Raw genomic sequence first — 14733 nt, forward strand, 5'->3', positions numbered from 1 at the left:
TCGGGCGGCGAGGCAACGAGAAGGCAGCGCGAGCGTCGACGCGGGTCGACTCCGAACCGGAACCAACGACGCCCGGCACCTGCTCGCCGACGTGGGCCGCCACCAACTGACAGCAGTCGACAGCTTGAGACCGCCGGCGCTGGAGGCTTGCCCTGGACCGACACGTGGGAAGTCGGCGGCTGGTGGAACCGGCAATCCAACCCGGAGATCGATCTTGTCGGAGCCGACCGCGCCCCGATCGCATCCCACATCGCATTCGCCGGCTCCATCAAGTGGCAGGACGGCCCGTTCGACCGGCATCATCTCGACGAACTGCGGCGCCACGCCCCGCTGATCCCGGGTTTTCAGCCCGGGACCAGCGGTCTGGTCGTCGTCAGCCGCTCCGGAGCCGACCTCCCGGACGGGGCCGCGGATCTTATCTGGGGACCTGACGACGTCATCCACGCCTGGTCGGTCTGATTCTGTCCAACGTGCCGACGGATACGGTGTTCACCGCCGGTAGTGGTCATGGAACGCGCCGCCGAAGGACGAGGAATTAGCACACAGCGCAGCTACCACGAACCAGCTCCGGCGACCCACGACACGGCCACAGCCGCACTCACAGCAGGCGATATCGACACCCTCACCGACTCGATGGTCGGGCTCGCGTTGCACGATGCGGACTGGCGCTGGTGCCAGGACTTCTACCTACGGGTGCTGGATCACCCGGAGGAGGACGTTCGGGCCACAGCAGCGATCTGTCTTGGCCACCTTGCCCGCATCCACCACCAACTCGATACCGACATAGTCCTGCCCGCTCTGCGCGCCCGGTTGCGCGACCCGGAGGTCGGCGGCACGGTGGAGGACGCCATCGCCGACATCGAGCAGTTCCTCGCTCTCCCGCCCGGCGCACCCAGGGATAGACATCCAATCGAGGTTTCGCAGCTGCGGTGGAGGTAACGCGGTTTGGCCCGCGCCCTACAGGGCCACCGAGACTCTGGGCGCTTCAAGGGTGCTCGGATGGTCCAACACCGGGCGGACTCAACGCACGATTTCTGGATTCGCACCGTTGAGACCCTCGAGTCCCTGGCGGCCCACTTCTCAGCAGGTCAGCGGCGCTGACCGGGGCGCTGGCATCCCGGATCAGGCCCGGTCCGGCAACGAAGCACAGCAGCGGCCCCCTGCGATGCTGGGTCGCATGCTGCCATCCCACCTCATCCGCGAACTGGAGACCCTGCGCAGGGCCTACCCCGACGGGGTGCCGGGCGAGGACTACCTTCCCCTTCTCGTTGTGCTCTGGCCCGACTTCTCCGACCGGAACCTGGCCGCCGTCGTCGCGGAGCTGACCCAGGGCCACCCCGTCGATGTCAACCATGACGCCACTGCGGCTGTCGCAGGTCGGAGGCGACCACCGGCATCCGACGTCGAGAGAGTGCGTGAACGGCTGGCCTCAGCCGGGTACGTGGTCGATGACGGCGAGACTCACGAATAACGGTCGTCCCCGCGAGGGGGCGCGTCAGGAAGGACGGAACCAGGCGCGGGCCGAGGCGGGAACCAGCAGGAGCAGCACCAGCAATGCGCCGTACGCCATGGGCAGAAGTCCGAATTCACTGGACCCGAACGAGTTCAGCCCCGATAGCAAAAGCAGTCCGCCGAGCACCATGGCCACGATCCGAGACCCGCGCCAGCCGCGCCACAGCCCATACCCGACTGACGCGCAGACAGCCACGCCGACCAAGGCGAGCAGTAGCGCTGGCACCAGATTGGCGCCCTCGAACTCGGTCAACACCAGGACGAGCAACCCGATTGGCACCAGCGCGCCAGCGGCAACGAGCAATGCGGCGATGAGTACCGGCGCGGGTGGCTGGGACGAGGTCCCACCGCTCCCAGCCGGAGATCCGCCGGTAGCAGCTTGACGGCGATCGTTGTCAATGCCCATACCGGACAAGCTATCCGACTGACGCGCGAGCGGCAGGCCCTCGGCACGACGGTGGTTGAAGCCGGTGCCTGACCTGTCGATCGCATCGGTGACGGCAATCGGCAAAACCGCCTCGGCCAGATGCGCCGTGACCCGCGAGGACAGGGGCGCCCACCAGTGGGTCCGCTGACTGTCCGCAGGTCGACACTCCAGACGGACATCGGCCTGACCATGGCGAAACGCTGACACAATGTCGTGCGTGGATGGCGAGCAGCGGGAGCGGGCCGGGTTCATCGCCGAAGCCGAGTTGCTCGAACATCGGCACGCGACCTGGGCTCAACTTCAACTGAAGCAGGCCGCGTGGTGGCAACGCTGGAACACCCTGACGACTGTCTCTTCAGCGGTTCTCGCAGGCACCTCCGGTGCCGCCGGGCTGGCCTCTGCAAAGCTGGTTACGGCAGCCGCAGTCGCGGCCCTGATGGCCGCTGTCCTCGCCTCGGTCGCCAGCAGTTCCGGGGCCGCCCGCCGCAGCGAGGTGGCGTTCGTCGCGGCCGCGGCCAACCAGGCCTTCGCCGACCAGGCCAGGGCATTCCGTACCACCTGTGCGCTGCACCAGCCGCTGCCCGAGGTGCGTGCCCGGTTCGCCGAGCTTTGCCAACAGCGTGACCAGGTGGTCACCAACGCTGCCTTGAAGTTGGGTCGGCGGCCGTTGTCGCGGTATCTCGCGAGGAGCACCCATCCAGATGCGGTGCCCAGTGGAAGCGTCGCGGTCCTCACGGATCGCGTGAAATGAGCGGTCATCCGATGACGGGCTTGGTGGAGCCGAGGATTCTGGCCGAGGTGTGGTTGGGGCCGCAGCATCCGCATACGGGGTTCACCCGCCACCACGTTCCGGCCGGGACCTCCGAGTCCGCATAGGACGATGCGCGCCGCCAGTCGACGTAAGGACACGACGGCTCGTCCGTGCATGGGCTGGCGCGGCTGACGAGAAGAGCAGAGCCCTGCCGTCAGCGGCCGGTCGGCGACCGCGCTGATCGCGCGGCCGCCGAGGTCGCGCGGCTCGGCGGAAGGCCGCCGGCCGCGCTCGACGATCACCTGCACCGCCGTCCCCGCAGCTGGTGCTGTCGGTCAGCAGCGCACTCCGGTCTCCTTCTGCGCCACGTCGGAGATCCCGCCGAGGGCCCGGGTGCACTCCGACAGCGTGTTGGCGCCCGAGGACCAGACGTCCGGGCCGCTGGAGCACTGCAGGTCGCGCAGCGTGCTGCCGGTCACGATCGAGGTGCAGACCTGGTACGCGCCGTGGCTCGCCCGGTACTGCTCCCACACGTACGTGTATGCGTAGTTCTTGCCGCAGCCCTTGTACTGCTTGACGGATGCGGCGGTCTGTCCGCCGACGGTGACGTACGCGGTCGCGCCGATCTGCACCGAGCCCGCACAGCGGGGGTTTGTCTCGGCGTAGGCGGGACTCGAGATCGCCACCATCGCGGGCAGGGCCAGCCCGGCGGCCGCGAGGATGCGCACGCTACGTCGGGTAAGGCTCTTCATCGGTGACCTCCTTCAATGCACCGGAGCCGTCGCGTCCGGTGTCGGTATCCATCACGATGATCGCCGTTAAGGTCCGTTCGGTACCCTCTTACACGCCCTGACAACGCCTGACGACGACGTCTGACATGGGGGACGGATGGAAGACCAGCGTGCTGCCACCGAACCGATCCAGGACCGCGTGGCTGCCGAGAGATTCGCCGAACAGTTGCGGACACTGCGGACAACCGTGGGTAACCCGTCATTCCGGAAAATGGCCGGGCGGTCGGGCCGCATCTCGCACACGACACTGCACGAGGCTGCCGCCGGGACCAGGTTTCCCTCCTGGGAGACCACCCGCGAGTTCGTCCGGGCCTGCGAAGCGGACGAGGTCCAGTGGCGACGCGAGTGGGAGGCGGCTCAGCGTCCGGTGACGGTCCGCGCCGTCCCGGCCGGCGAACCAGCGCCGGTCGACAGTGATTTCCCGGCCGAAGCCGATATACAAAATATTGTGGACACTGGCGTGAGCGCCGCTATGTCCGATGCCACGGACACCCCCGGGGCCGGTAGGCCCAGCGTCACCGCACCTACCGACCGGGTGCCGGAGGGCGAGCGTGCGCTGCAGGGCGTGGAGGACTCGCCGGGGGCGGAAGCCAAGGCCACGGCTGCGCGTCGGCAACGGTCACCGTGGCTCGCGGCCGCCGCGGTGATGGTGGTGGTGTCGGTCGCCGCCGTGGGCGTCATCATCCGCGAACGGTCGTCTCGAGATGGTTCCGCCGCCGCGGCAGTGTCGCCGACACCATTCTCGGACGCGTTGATTGCCGGGGACTCGAGCAAGTTCATCGTCGACGCCACCATCCCGGACGGTACACAGGTGCGGGTGAACTCCACCTTCCTGAAGGTGTGGACGCTCGCGAACGTGGGAAAGGTCGACTGGCACAACCGCTTCCTCGCGCGGACGAACCCCACCGCCGACGCGGACGGTTGCAAGGTGCCGGATCGGGTGCCGATCGGCGACACACCGCCCGGAGACAAGGTGAACATCAGTGTTCAGGTCACCGCGCCGAACCACCCCGGGCAGTGCTTGGTCAGCTGGAAGATGGTGGACGAGCACGGGCAGGAGTTCTTCCCCAGCCGCCGGCCGGTCTACTTCATGGTCAACGTCATCGCCTGACCGCCACGACAGGTGTCAGGGCGCGAAGGCTCGATGTCAGTCTCGGGAACCAGCCAAGCTGACAACACCGCATCCATCGAGGTCCGTGAGGGCCTGACGAATCTGACAGGACAACGGGGTACCGAACAGTAGGCCTCTTCTCGCAAGGTGAGTCCGTTCCCAACGTGACTCACCACCTACGAGGAGGATCGTCTATGCGCCGCCCCTGGATAGCCGTCGGTCTCGCCGTGCTCTGCGGGGCCGTCAGCGTCCCGGCCCATGCGTGGGCCGCGAAGTCCGGCGCCACAGCGCAGCCGAGCGTCACCACGGCCGCGCTGCCTGTCGTGTCCATGGAGGCCACCGTTCTGGCGGCCCAGATCGACCCCCGCCGTGCCGACAACACACTGACCCCGGGCGCGAAGAGTTCCGTGCTCGCCGTGGAGCAGGCGCTCCAGGCGAAGGGCCTGCTGGACGCTCAGTGGGTCGACGGCTACTTCGGCACCGTGACCATCTCGGCGTACGCGGGCTACCAGCGCTCGCTCGGCTACACCGGCCTGGCCGCGAACGGGCTGCCCGGCACGACTTCCCTCACGAAGCTCGGGCAGAACCGGTACACCGTCAGCAACACGATCGGCCCTGGCGCGAAGGTCCAGCGCGATGGGTACGTCGTCGACGCCCGTACTCAGGCGATGCTGGCCGAGGCTCAGCGTCTGCTCGGTTTCACGCTGGTGCTCGAGCAGGGCTCGTACAACCCTGGGGGCGACCCGACCTCGGCCGGTACGCACGACGGCGGGGGTGTGGTGGACATCGCGGTCACCGGCATGACCGCCGCCAAGCGCACCGCCGTCGCCCGGGCTCTCCGCCAGGTCGGCTTCGCCGCCTGGGTCCGTAACCCGAGTCAGGGTGACTGGCCGTGGCACATCCACGCCACGGCGATCAGCGACACAGACCTGTCCAGCCAGGCGCAGCACCAGGTCGGTGACTACTACCTCGGCATGAACGGTCTGGCCAACCAGGGCCCGGACGACGGTCCCCAGGTCCCGTTCCTGACCTGGGAGCAGTACCAGCGCGGGCAGTGACCCGCCCCCGAACCCATCCACCAACCAACGCCCACCGTCCACGAAAGGACACCGTGAACATTCGCAAGAGCCTCGCCGTCGTCGGCGCCGCGCTCGCCATGACCACCTCCATCCTGACCGTCGCCTCACCAGCGCAGGCGGCGGCCCGGGACGGGGTCTGTGACAGCGGTGAGTTCTGCTACTACTACAACAGCGACAACGCGGGATCTATCTCGGACTTCACCGGATCGCTCGACGACTACGGCACCGAGCAGCCCTCGTGCTACGACTTCAAGGGCGCTGGCGCCGGCAAGGGCCTGTGCATCAAGAACGAGGCCGCCTCGGTCTGGAACCGCAGCACCAAGACCGTTCGCGTCTACTTCAACAGCGGCTACGCCGGTTCTTACCAGGACTTCGCGGCCGGCGCGAAGGGCAACCTCAACGCCACGCTGAAGAACAACAACGCCTCGCACCAGTTCTCGCCGTCGACGCGCACGAACATGTCGTACGCCCTGTACCAGGCCAGCGGCGGCTCGGTCACGTGCGGCTTCGACGGTTACACCACCACGCCCGGCCGGCACGAGGGCATCGACATCGCCCGCAGCGTCGGCTCGGACGTGCACGCCCTGGTCTCCGGAACGGTCACCTACGTCGCGGCGGGTAGCACCGGCAGCGGGGGCCTGTCCACGATCGCCGTCTACAACTCCTCGCTGAACAAGACGGTGATCTACCTGCACACCGCGCCGAGGTCCGGCGTGAGCGCGGGCGACGCCATCAGCAAGGGCGAGATCATCGCCGATGAGTCGTGGCACGGGGTGTCCTCCAGCTCGGGCGCGCACACCCACGTCGAGGTCCGGAACGGCCGGCAGACCCGCGCGTCCGTCAGCGTCGGTGACCCCACCCTGGACAACCCCGACCCGACCTCGTTCTGGAACTCCCAGGGCTACAACGAGAAGTAGGACGCCATGAATATTCGCAAGAGCCTCGCCCTCGTCGGCACCGCGCTCGCCATGACCACCTCCATCCTGACCGTCGCCTCGCCAGCGCAGGCGGCAGCCCGGGACGGGGTCTGCGACAGCGGTGAGTTCTGCTACTACTACAACAGCAACTACGCCGGCTCGATCTCGGACTTCACCACGTCGATCGACGACTACGGCACGACCCAGCCGACCTGCTACGACTTCAAGGGCGCCGGCGCGGGCAAGGGCCTCTGCATCAAGAACAACGCCGCGTCGGTCTGGAACCGCACCAGCAAGACCGTGAAGGTCTACTTCAACAGCAACTTCGCCGGATCGACCCAGTCGTTCGCCGCTGGGGCGAAGGCAAACCTCAACGCCACGCTGAAGAACAACAACGCCTCGCACGACATCGGTGGTTCGACGAGCTTCCCCGCTGACCCAGACGCCGCCGATGCCGTGGCGTTCGCGAAGGCGCGGCTCGGGCACACCGACTGGAACAACGAGTGCGAACTGTTCGTCGAGCGGGCGTACGGCACGAGCGGCCAGTTCGCCACGGCCCGGGCGCACTACCTGTGGCAGCGGGACAACGGGCGCATCCACACCGGCTCGGTGCCGCCGGCCGGAACGGCCGTGTTCTTCACGTCCACCACGTCGGCCGGGCACGTCATGCTCTCCATCGGTGGTAACAGCGCCATCAGCACCGGACCGACCGTCTACCAGACCAGCACGTTCCGGGACCGGTCCGACTACCTGGGCTGGGCGTACGTCCCGAGCGGCTGGTGACCCGGCATGTCATGCCAACTTCCGGCACGTACCCCAATTTTGATCGGTAGCTGCGGATGACCATTCTGAAGAGAGTTCCGGGCATTCTGGCGGTCCTGGCAGCGGTGCTCGTCGGCGTCGCGGTGGCGCCGGGCTCGGCGTCCGCCGCGGAGCGCGACGGGACCTGCGACAGCGGCGAGTTCTGTTACTACTACAACAGCAACAACGCGGGATCAGTCTCCGACTTCACCGACTCCCAGGACGACTACGGCACGACCCAGCCGTCGTGCTACGAGTTCAAGGGCGCAGGCAGCGGCAAGGGCCTGTGCGTGAAGAACAACGCCGCGTCGGTGTGGAACCGCACCTCCAAGACCGTGCGGGTCTACTTCAACAGCAACTTCGCCGGTGCGACCCAGGACTTCGCGGCCGGCGCGAAGGGCAACCTCAACTCCACGCTGAAGAACAACAACGCCTCGCACGAGCTGCTGACGGGCGGGGTGACGGGCTGCAGCACCGACGGCACCAACAGCAAGCTGCCGACCACCATCCTCGTCTACCGGGTCAGTCTCGGGCGAGTCGACCGGGTTGACTTCAAGACGTACGTCAAGAACGTCCTCCCGAACGAGTGGATAACGAGTTGGCCGGCCGCTTCGCTGGACGCCGGTGCGATGGCCGTCAAGAGCTACGCCTGGTACTGGGCGCTGCACTCGACCCGGAAGACGCCCTCCGGGCAGTGCTACGACGTCGCTGACAACACCAACGACCAGGTGTACCGGCCGTCGTCTGCGGTGGCCTCGACGTCAGCCGCGGTGGACCGCACCTGGTCGACCCGGATGACCCGGAGCGGCAACATCCTGCGGGCGCACTACTGCTCGACCACCACCGCGTGCGGTGGCTGGGTGGACGGGAACTGGATGTCGCAGTACGGCTCGCGTGATCAAGCGAACGCGGGCAAGTCTTACCAGACGATTCTGCACTACTACTACAGCGACGTGGTCATTTCCTGACGTCGCGCACCACCGGCGCCGCCCGTCGCAGATCTGCGGCGGGCGGCGCTTTCGTGGTCGAGCAGGCCGGAGCGAGCGTTACGGCTACTGCGCCTCGGGCTCCTGGGCGTAGGTCCGCAGCGCCGCCAGGCTCGGCGCTTCCTGCGCGGCCACGTCCGGCACGAACCCGGCCTTCGCGTGCTCCGGCTTGCCGGCCCATTGCCGCAGCACCTGTAGCGGGCGCACCTGGTTGGCCTTCGCCCAGCGGATGCGCTGCACCCAGCCGATGCGCGCGTTGAGCCCGACGTGGCCGGCATCGGGGCGTTCGACAAAACCGGCCGCGTCGTCGGTCACGGCTGCCCAGAGGTAGCCGATGGTCCGTCCGCCGAGCCGCACCGGCAGAATCCGCACCGGTGACGTCGTGGTGTCCGGGTAGTTGTCGGGCATGGAGACGGTCCGGAACTCCGGGTCCTCCGACATCGGGCCGCGCATGATGGCACCTCTCAGTCCGACTTCGATCGTCTAGAGATCCTCGGCGATCATCGAGAAGACGGCCAGGTCATGCGCCTTCTCGCCGTCCCAGTCGGCCAACCGCAGCGTGCCCTCCCGCTGGTATCCGGCCTTTTCGGCGACCCGCAGGGAGGCGACGTTGTCAACGCGGGCGCGCAACTGGATGCGCCGCATCCCGCCGTCGGTGAGCGCCCAGCGGCCGACCGCGCGGGCCGCCTCGGTCGCATAGCCGCGGCCGCGCTGACCGATCCGCATCCCGTAGCCGATTTCGCTGCGTCCGGCCCTCCAATCGGTGTCCCGCAGCGCGATGCTGCCGACGATCTCGCCGCTGACTCTCGCCACCAGCGCCAGGAGCACACCCGCTCCATCCAGCCGTCGGCGCACCGTATCGGCCAGCCACGCGTCCACCTCGGTGACTGCCTGCGGAGGGCCCGGTGGCAGCGCCGTCAGATCCCTGGTCGTCACGAATGCCGCCACCTGGGGGGCGTCCTGCGCCCGGAACTCGCGGATCTCTAATCCGCCGGCGGTGATATGCACTGGACCGAACATGGTGGGGAGCGTAGAGCCTCGCCCAGGTCGTCGCGCAGGATTATCTGCGCTGGTGGCACTTGCGGAGCACCCAGGGCGTGCGGCTCACTGCCAGGCCATGTTGATGGCCCGCTCGAAGTTGACATAGCCAGCGCGGGCGAAGGCGTTCGCCATGGGGACGTTGCCCAGGTCGGTGGCGGCGCGGATGCGCGGGACGTCTTCGGCGGCCAGGATGCGGGTGCCTTCGGCGAGGAGGCCGTCGACGTAACCGTGGCCCCGGTGCTCCGGCACGACGCCGAGATAGGCGATCACCGGGTGGTAGGTGTTGCGCGCCGGGACGACGAACCCGATCGGCTCGCCATCCTCGCCCAACGTGCCGATGCGCCACCACTGACGGGGGCTGGAGAACGTGGCGAGTTCCTGCTCGTAGTGCTTGACGGCGGCCTCGTGGGGGGACATCTGGGCCAGGTCCGTACGGCTGTGCGCGTCCAGGGTCCCGTCCAGGGTGCGAGTCATCAGCGCGACCAACTCGTCGGTGTCGAGGGCCGGGCGGAAAGCCAGGCGCGCATCGGGCGCGGGCAGGCCGCCTCCGGGACGCCACTCCAGGCGTAGCCGTTCGACCGTCAGGTGTGCGCCGGTGTTCTCGAGGACGCCCATCCTCCGTCGCACCGCAAGGTACGTGTCCGGGTCCTCGCGCCAGTCGGCCGGGAGGAAGCGACCGTACTCGGGTGGGGTGGTGCCGGACGGCAGGACCTGCTTAGCGGCCGTGTCATACAGCGCCTGCGCCACGTCGGTCAGGTCCTCGGCGCCGTCTTCGATGTCGAGGATGTCCAGCAGCAGCGGGGTGCTGTCGCCGCCACGGCCCCACCAGGCGACCCTGGCCAGCACGCGGTCGCCGTGCAGGGCCACCCACATCCATTCCGGTCGGCGGCGCTGTGCGACCAGGTCGTCGGCGAGTTCGTGGTTGATCGTGTACGGCAGTCGGTTGAACAGGGCGATCTCGTCCGCGCCGGTGATGGGACGGATCGTGACGTCGGCGGGGGAAATGCTGCTGTTCATGCGGGCTCGTTTTCTTTCGTGGTGCGGGTGTAGGTCAGGAAGAGCGCGCCACTGTCCAGGACGGTGTGGTCGATCAGGCGCCAGGTGCGTGGGGCAAAGACGGCGTCGCGGCCGAACAGCGGAATGCCGGCGCCGATGGTCATCGGTGCGAGCTTGACGATCAGCTGATCGATCTCGGGGTAGAGGGCACCGGCCAGGGCGCCTCCGCCGATCACCCAGATGTCCTTGCCGTCGTGCCGCTTGAGCTCACGCACCGTGGCGATCGGGTCGGTGGACATGACCTCGACGGCTGGGTCCGGGCTCCGACCCAGCGTGCGCGAGAACACCAGGTGACGCAGGTGCGGGTACGCGTCGGTCACGCCGGCCCGTAGACCCACCTCGTAGGAGTTGCGCCCTTCCAGGACGGTGTCGAACCGGCTGCCCTCGTCGGTGATGCCGAACGCCTGCCGGGCCGGACCGGGCAGGGTCTCCGGATACTCGGCGACGAGGTGGTGCAGGTAGTCGTCGGGGATGGGCCAGAACCCGCCGGGGCCGGTGGGGTCAGCGCCGTCGGGGGCGGCGATGAAGCCGTCCAGGGTGACGGCGACGTAGTACACGAGCTTGCGCACGGACATCTCCTTGCTTGCGACGTCGGTTGCTGTTTCGCGCTCCGACGCCGATCAGCGTGCGCTGCGACGTGCCGGGCGACAAGATCACGCCTGGTAACGTGCCATAACCCTTCGCTAATGCACGGATCGGAAACAGTGGTGGAACTTCGGGACATCGAAATCTTTCTCGTCCTGGCGGAGGAACTGCACTTCACCCGCACCGCTGAGCGGCTGCACGTGACCCAGGCCCGGGTCAGTCAGGCGATCAAGAAGCAGGAACGTCGGGTCGGTGCCGCCCTGTTCGAGCGCGACAACCGGAACGTGACGCTGACGCCGATCGGTCAACGACTCTTCGACGACATCGAACCCATGTACCGAGGCCTGCACGAGGGCATGGATCGGGCCAGGCTCGCAGCCCGCGGCAAGACCGGCGTGCTGAGGATCGGGTCCATCGCCGTCAACCTGCACGACTTCCGCCGGTTGTTCGACACGTTCGCGCACGATCACCCCACGTGTGAGGTGCAGCTACGACACGTCGACTTCGGCGACCCCTTCGGGCAGCTACGCGCCGGGGAGATCGACATGCAGATCGTCTGGCTCCCCGTCCGGGAACCGGACCTCACCGTCGGGCCGGTCATCTACACCGAGCCCATCGTGCTGGCAGTTGGGGCGACCCATCCGCTGGCCAGTCGTGATTCCGTCTGCTACGAGGATCTGGCGGACGAGACGGTCATGGGTGGTGCCCGGCCCGACTACTGGCGGGAAATCCTGGTGCCCCTGCGCACACCCAGCGGACGTCTGATCCGCATCGGCCCGTCCGTCTCCAATTTCCAGGAGATGATCCCGATCCTCGCCACGGGCGAAGCCGTCTCGCCGGTGCACGCCCAGGCCGCCCGCTACTACGCGCGACCAGACATCGCCTACGTGCCGATCCGCGACGCGCCGCCGGGCCGGTGGGGCCTGATCTGGCGTACCGGCCACGAGACCGAACTCATCCGATCGTTCGCCGACACCGCGCAGCACCTCGGCTCCGCGGAATAGCGCTGCGGGGAAGGCAGTCAGTTGGGTCGAGGGCGGCGGTAGGAGAGGATGCCGGCGTGGTCCGCGACGGCCACCACGAACACCACCCCGGTGGCGACCGCGCTGACCGCCAGCAGCGGCAGTCGCAGGACGGCCGCGGCGCCGGCCAGCAACAGCAGGGCGGCCACCCGTGGCCAGGAGAGCCGTTGGTGGATCGCCAACGAGAGCAGGATCCGCCCGACGAGGAACAGCATCGGCCCGCCCAGGACGACCACGACAGCGGTCGTGTCGCCGGCCTTGGTGGGGTGCGCGATGCTCAACTCCGCACCCACGGCGGTGACCACCAACCCGGCGATCATCACCAGGTGCAGGTATCCGGTGATGACGCCGAGCCGGGACGGGTCGGCGTGCTCGATGGCCGCGCCCAGCCGCAGGCCGGCGGGCGTCACATAGAGCAGACCGATCAGCACCGAGAGGGCGAAGACCAGCAGGAAGGCGGCGGTCTCCGCGAGGTCGAGGCGGGTGCCACCGTACGTCAGGCCGGCGACCAGGACCAGTTCACCGAGCGCGATGATCATGATCTGCTGGTACCGCTCGGCGAAGTGCTCGCCGGCGAGGTGCAACTCCTGCCGCCTCGTCCGGCCCAGCCGTGGAGTGGGCCAGCCGAGTCGTGGGCCGGTGAAGTCGATGGCGAGGCCGAGCAGCCAGAGCGGCACCCGCCACTCCGGCAGGAACCCGCCGGCCAGCCACGGTACGGCGGAGACGCTGAACCAGCAGAGGATTCGCAGCGCCCGGGTCTGCCGCGGGTGACCGCGCAGCGTGAAGGCGGTGACCACCCCCCGGGCGAGGTGGACCGCGACGTACGCGCCGGCGAAGAGCAGGCCCCGCCCGTCCAGCGCCTGCGGGACCGCCACCCCGGCCAGCAGGCTGCCCAGCGTGGCGACGATCAGCACCGCTCGGATGGTCGGGGTGTCCGGGTCGAACCAGTCGGCGAACCAGGTGGTGGTCACCCAGATCCACCAGATCCCGCTCAACAGCAGGGCGGTGCGCAGCGCGCCGGCCAGGGTGAGGTCGTGGAGCAGGTGCCCGGCCAACTGACTGAGGGCCAGCACGAACGCCAGATCGAAGAAGAGCTCCAGGAATGAGGCGCTGAGCGGCGCGTCGCTTCCCCGCAGCAGCCGTTCGGGCCTGCTTGCCATCGGCGCTCCTCCCGGTGGCACGCACGCCCTGCGTCCGTCGTACCACCCGGGGAGGGCCGCCAGAGGCGAAAGCGGTCAGCGGCGGACGCCGACCCCCGCGTACCCGTGCGAATCCACGGCCTCCGGCTCGCCGTCCGGCCGCCACCGGGTGGTGGCTACCAGTCCGGGCTCCACCAGGTCGTAGCCGGCGAAGAAGCGCGACGCCTCGGCGTGCGTGCGGGGCACCAGTGGGGCGCTGCTGTTGCGGTAGACGGCCTGACCGCGCTCGGCCAGCTCCGGCGGGATGCCGTCCAGCGTCAGGTGGGACAGCACCAGGTGACTGCCGGGCACGGTGGCGTCGCGCAGCTTGGCGATCGCGGCCCACGGGTCGTCGTCGTCCGGCACGAAGTGCAACACCGCGAGGAGCAGCACCGCCACCGGACGGTCCAGGTCGAGGGTGGCCCGCACGTCCGGGTGGGCCAGCAGCTCGTCCGGCCGTCGCAGGTCGCCCTGGACGACGGCGGTGCCGGGTACGCCGGTCAGCAACTGCCGGGAGTACGCGACGGCCACCTCGTCGTAGTCGACGTAGACCACCCGTGCGTCGGGCGCCACGGCCCGCACCACCTCGTGCACAGCGTCCTGGGTGGGCAGGCCCGCGCCGATGTCCAGGAACTGGCGGACGCCCTGCTCGGCGGCGTACCGGACGGCTCGGCGCAGGAAGTGCCGGTTGGTCTGGGCGGCGCTCCCGGTCTCCGGGAAGATCTCCAGCACCCGGTCGGCTGCGGCCCGGTCGGCGGGGAAGTTGTGGCTGCCGCCGAGGAAGTAGTCGTACATCCGGGCGACGTTGGGTTGGGTGGTGGCGTCGGTTGCCGGCTGTTCGGTCATGTGGATCCCTTCGACGGCGGGGGGTGGATCTCGATGTCTAGCACCCGGGGGGACGACCCGCTGGCCCCTCGTGTCGTTGATCCGGCTGCGCCCTCGGTCATCGCTGGCCACGGTGGGGGCACCGACTCAACGAGGAGGGACGCCGATGACCGCTCAGCGGGAGACCGTGCAGGTCGAACACGACCTGTTCCGCGCCGTGTACGACTCGCCCGCAGCACTGCCCGGCCGCCACCGCTGGACCACCCCGGAGTCGGACGTCCGGCGGCTGGAGAAGCTCCTCGGCATGCCGGCGCGCAGCATCGGCGCCCCCCTCTGGGTCAGCGGCGACGAACCCGACTGCCCGAAGTGCGGCCGACGGGTCACCTGGTTCGACATCGTCTCGTCGGCGCTCTCCGGCCTGCACGACAAGGCCATGATCGCCACGGTCATCCTCGGCGAGCGCAAGTACGTCAACACCGAGATCCCGGCTGCCATCGCCGGCGTGCGATGCGCCGACTGCCACACCGCGATCGACGGCCTGCGCAGCTTCAAGTGCCACAACTGGGCGTACGCCTTCGAGGCGTTGGAGGCCGTCCGCGAACGGATGGCCGGCGTTCCCGCGCCGACCTCGACGGACTGAGCAGACGAAGG

At 68.6% G+C, this 14733-nt stretch carries 19 protein-coding genes; 11 read left to right on the forward strand and 8 right to left on the reverse strand.

Annotation, left to right across the window (positions count from 1 at the left end):
* Window positions 1-147 precede the first annotated feature (147 nt).
* From C7C45_RS06490 to C7C45_RS06500, 3 genes are all read left to right on the forward strand, one after another.
* Window positions 148-459, forward strand: coding sequence for a hypothetical protein (locus tag C7C45_RS06490; RefSeq protein WP_208641084.1), 312 nt, complete (start codon window positions 148-150; stop codon window positions 457-459).
* 48 nt (window positions 460-507) lie between these two features.
* Entirely contained in the window at window positions 508-939 is a 432-nt protein-coding gene (locus C7C45_RS06495; protein WP_244200268.1) for a hypothetical protein, read from the forward strand.
* A gap of 238 nt (window positions 940-1177) precedes the next feature.
* Window positions 1178-1471 carry a DUF3349 domain-containing protein gene (locus C7C45_RS06500; RefSeq protein WP_110562917.1) on the forward strand — a complete coding sequence of 98 codons (294 nt, stop codon included), beginning with the start codon at window positions 1178-1180 and terminating at the stop codon, window positions 1469-1471.
* 24 nt (window positions 1472-1495) lie between these two features.
* Here C7C45_RS06500 and C7C45_RS33555 read toward each other — a convergent pair whose 3' ends face one another.
* Window positions 1496-2146, reverse strand: coding sequence for a hypothetical protein (locus C7C45_RS33555; protein ID WP_146247281.1), 651 nt, complete (start codon window positions 2144-2146; stop codon window positions 1496-1498).
* A 10-nt stretch (window positions 2147-2156) separates the two neighbouring features.
* Between C7C45_RS33555 and C7C45_RS06510 the strand changes: the two genes are divergently transcribed.
* Window positions 2157-2690, forward strand: coding sequence for a hypothetical protein (locus C7C45_RS06510; RefSeq protein ID WP_110562747.1), 534 nt, complete (start codon window positions 2157-2159; stop codon window positions 2688-2690).
* Window positions 2691-3025: 335 nt separating this feature from the next.
* On the opposite strand, the gene C7C45_RS06515 is transcribed toward C7C45_RS06510, so the two are convergent.
* Window positions 3026-3442 (reverse strand): hypothetical protein, encoded by a 417-nt coding sequence (locus C7C45_RS06515; RefSeq protein WP_146247282.1) that lies wholly within the window; start codon window positions 3440-3442, stop codon window positions 3026-3028.
* A gap of 178 nt (window positions 3443-3620) precedes the next feature.
* Between C7C45_RS06515 and C7C45_RS33560 the strand changes: the two genes are divergently transcribed.
* The 5 genes from C7C45_RS33560 to C7C45_RS33945 all read left to right on the forward strand — a co-directional run bounded on the left by C7C45_RS33560 (window position 3621) and on the right by C7C45_RS33945 (window position 8357).
* On the forward strand, window positions 3621-4592 hold the full coding sequence (locus C7C45_RS33560; protein WP_208641085.1) for an NBR1-Ig-like domain-containing protein: 972 nt from the start codon (window positions 3621-3623) through the stop codon (window positions 4590-4592).
* A 194-nt stretch (window positions 4593-4786) separates the two neighbouring features.
* Entirely contained in the window at window positions 4787-5650 is an 864-nt protein-coding gene (locus tag C7C45_RS06525) for a peptidoglycan-binding domain-containing protein (RefSeq protein WP_110562750.1), read from the forward strand.
* Between the two features lie 53 nt (window positions 5651-5703).
* Window positions 5704-6588, forward strand: a complete 885-nt coding sequence (locus tag C7C45_RS06530; RefSeq protein ID WP_110562751.1) for a peptidase inhibitor family I36 protein — start codon at window positions 5704-5706, stop codon at window positions 6586-6588.
* A gap of 6 nt (window positions 6589-6594) precedes the next feature.
* On the forward strand, window positions 6595-7371 hold the full coding sequence (locus tag C7C45_RS34825; protein WP_244200269.1) for a peptidase inhibitor family I36 protein: 777 nt from the start codon (window positions 6595-6597) through the stop codon (window positions 7369-7371).
* A gap of 56 nt (window positions 7372-7427) precedes the next feature.
* Window positions 7428-8357, forward strand: a complete 930-nt coding sequence (locus C7C45_RS33945) for a SpoIID/LytB domain-containing protein (RefSeq protein ID WP_167454669.1) — start codon at window positions 7428-7430, stop codon at window positions 8355-8357.
* 84 nt (window positions 8358-8441) lie between these two features.
* On the opposite strand, the gene C7C45_RS06545 is transcribed toward C7C45_RS33945, so the two are convergent.
* From C7C45_RS06545 to C7C45_RS06560, 4 genes are all read right to left on the reverse strand, one after another.
* On the reverse strand, window positions 8442-8828 hold the full coding sequence (locus C7C45_RS06545) for a hypothetical protein (RefSeq protein WP_110562752.1): 387 nt from the start codon (window positions 8826-8828) through the stop codon (window positions 8442-8444).
* A 30-nt stretch (window positions 8829-8858) separates the two neighbouring features.
* Window positions 8859-9395: a GNAT family N-acetyltransferase gene (locus C7C45_RS06550; protein WP_110562753.1), complete on the reverse strand. Its 537-nt coding sequence runs from the start codon at window positions 9393-9395 to the stop codon at window positions 8859-8861.
* Between the two features lie 84 nt (window positions 9396-9479).
* The gene (locus C7C45_RS06555; RefSeq protein WP_110562754.1) at window positions 9480-10433 is read right to left on the reverse strand and encodes a GNAT family N-acetyltransferase; all 954 of its coding nucleotides are present in this window, start codon (window positions 10431-10433) and stop codon (window positions 9480-9482) included.
* A complete protein-coding gene (locus C7C45_RS06560) occupies window positions 10430-11041 on the reverse strand; it encodes a dihydrofolate reductase family protein (protein ID WP_110562918.1) in 612 nt (203 codons plus the stop codon). Before C7C45_RS06560 ends, C7C45_RS06555 begins: the two co-directional genes overlap by 4 nt.
* Before the next feature lie 117 nt (window positions 11042-11158).
* Between C7C45_RS06560 and C7C45_RS06565 the strand changes: the two genes are divergently transcribed.
* Window positions 11159-12061, forward strand: a complete 903-nt coding sequence (locus C7C45_RS06565) for a LysR family transcriptional regulator (protein ID WP_244200270.1) — start codon at window positions 11159-11161, stop codon at window positions 12059-12061.
* A 17-nt stretch (window positions 12062-12078) separates the two neighbouring features.
* Here C7C45_RS06565 and C7C45_RS06570 read toward each other — a convergent pair whose 3' ends face one another.
* Together C7C45_RS06570 and C7C45_RS06575 are read right to left on the reverse strand one after the other, a co-directional pair.
* Window positions 12079-13239: a low temperature requirement protein A gene (locus C7C45_RS06570; RefSeq protein ID WP_110562756.1), complete on the reverse strand. Its 1161-nt coding sequence runs from the start codon at window positions 13237-13239 to the stop codon at window positions 12079-12081.
* 75 nt (window positions 13240-13314) lie between these two features.
* Complete coding sequence (locus C7C45_RS06575) at window positions 13315-14103, reverse strand: SAM-dependent methyltransferase (protein WP_110562757.1); 789 nt, start codon at window positions 14101-14103, stop codon at window positions 13315-13317.
* A gap of 145 nt (window positions 14104-14248) precedes the next feature.
* On the opposite strand from C7C45_RS06575, the gene C7C45_RS06580 reads away from it, so the two are divergent.
* Window positions 14249-14722 carry a hypothetical protein gene (locus tag C7C45_RS06580; protein ID WP_110562758.1) on the forward strand — a complete coding sequence of 158 codons (474 nt, stop codon included), beginning with the start codon at window positions 14249-14251 and terminating at the stop codon, window positions 14720-14722.
* Window positions 14723-14733 lie beyond the last annotated feature (11 nt).

The sequence above is a fragment of the Micromonospora arborensis genome (assembly GCF_003205615.1).
GTDB lineage: Bacteria > Actinomycetota > Actinomycetes > Mycobacteriales > Micromonosporaceae > Micromonospora > Micromonospora arborensis.

What these genes read in the sequence shown, in the direction of transcription:
- C7C45_RS06495 (WP_244200268.1), top strand. Translation starts at nt 508, where the DNA reads ATGGAACGCGCCGCCGAAGGACGAGGAATTAGCACACAGCGCAGCTAC.
- C7C45_RS06500 (WP_110562917.1), top strand. Translation starts at nt 1,178, where the DNA reads ATGCTGCCATCCCACCTCATCCGCGAACTGGAGACCCTGCGCAGGGCC.
- C7C45_RS06515 (WP_146247282.1), bottom strand. Translation starts at nt 3,442, where the DNA reads ATGAAGAGCCTTACCCGACGTAGCGTGCGCATCCTCGCGGCCGCCGGG.
- C7C45_RS06525 (WP_110562750.1), top strand. Translation starts at nt 4,787, where the DNA reads ATGCGCCGCCCCTGGATAGCCGTCGGTCTCGCCGTGCTCTGCGGGGCC.
- C7C45_RS34825 (WP_244200269.1), top strand. Translation starts at nt 6,595, where the DNA reads ATGAATATTCGCAAGAGCCTCGCCCTCGTCGGCACCGCGCTCGCCATG.
- C7C45_RS33945 (WP_167454669.1), top strand. Translation starts at nt 7,428, where the DNA reads ATGACCATTCTGAAGAGAGTTCCGGGCATTCTGGCGGTCCTGGCAGCG.
- C7C45_RS06545 (WP_110562752.1), bottom strand. Translation starts at nt 8,828, where the DNA reads ATGCGCGGCCCGATGTCGGAGGACCCGGAGTTCCGGACCGTCTCCATG.
- C7C45_RS06550 (WP_110562753.1), bottom strand. Translation starts at nt 9,395, where the DNA reads ATGTTCGGTCCAGTGCATATCACCGCCGGCGGATTAGAGATCCGCGAG.
- C7C45_RS06555 (WP_110562754.1), bottom strand. Translation starts at nt 10,433, where the DNA reads ATGAACAGCAGCATTTCCCCCGCCGACGTCACGATCCGTCCCATCACC.
- C7C45_RS06565 (WP_244200270.1), top strand. Translation starts at nt 11,159, where the DNA reads ATGCACGGATCGGAAACAGTGGTGGAACTTCGGGACATCGAAATCTTT.
- C7C45_RS06570 (WP_110562756.1), bottom strand. Translation starts at nt 13,239, where the DNA reads ATGGCAAGCAGGCCCGAACGGCTGCTGCGGGGAAGCGACGCGCCGCTC.
- C7C45_RS06575 (WP_110562757.1), bottom strand. Translation starts at nt 14,103, where the DNA reads ATGACCGAACAGCCGGCAACCGACGCCACCACCCAACCCAACGTCGCC.
- C7C45_RS06580 (WP_110562758.1), top strand. Translation starts at nt 14,249, where the DNA reads ATGACCGCTCAGCGGGAGACCGTGCAGGTCGAACACGACCTGTTCCGC.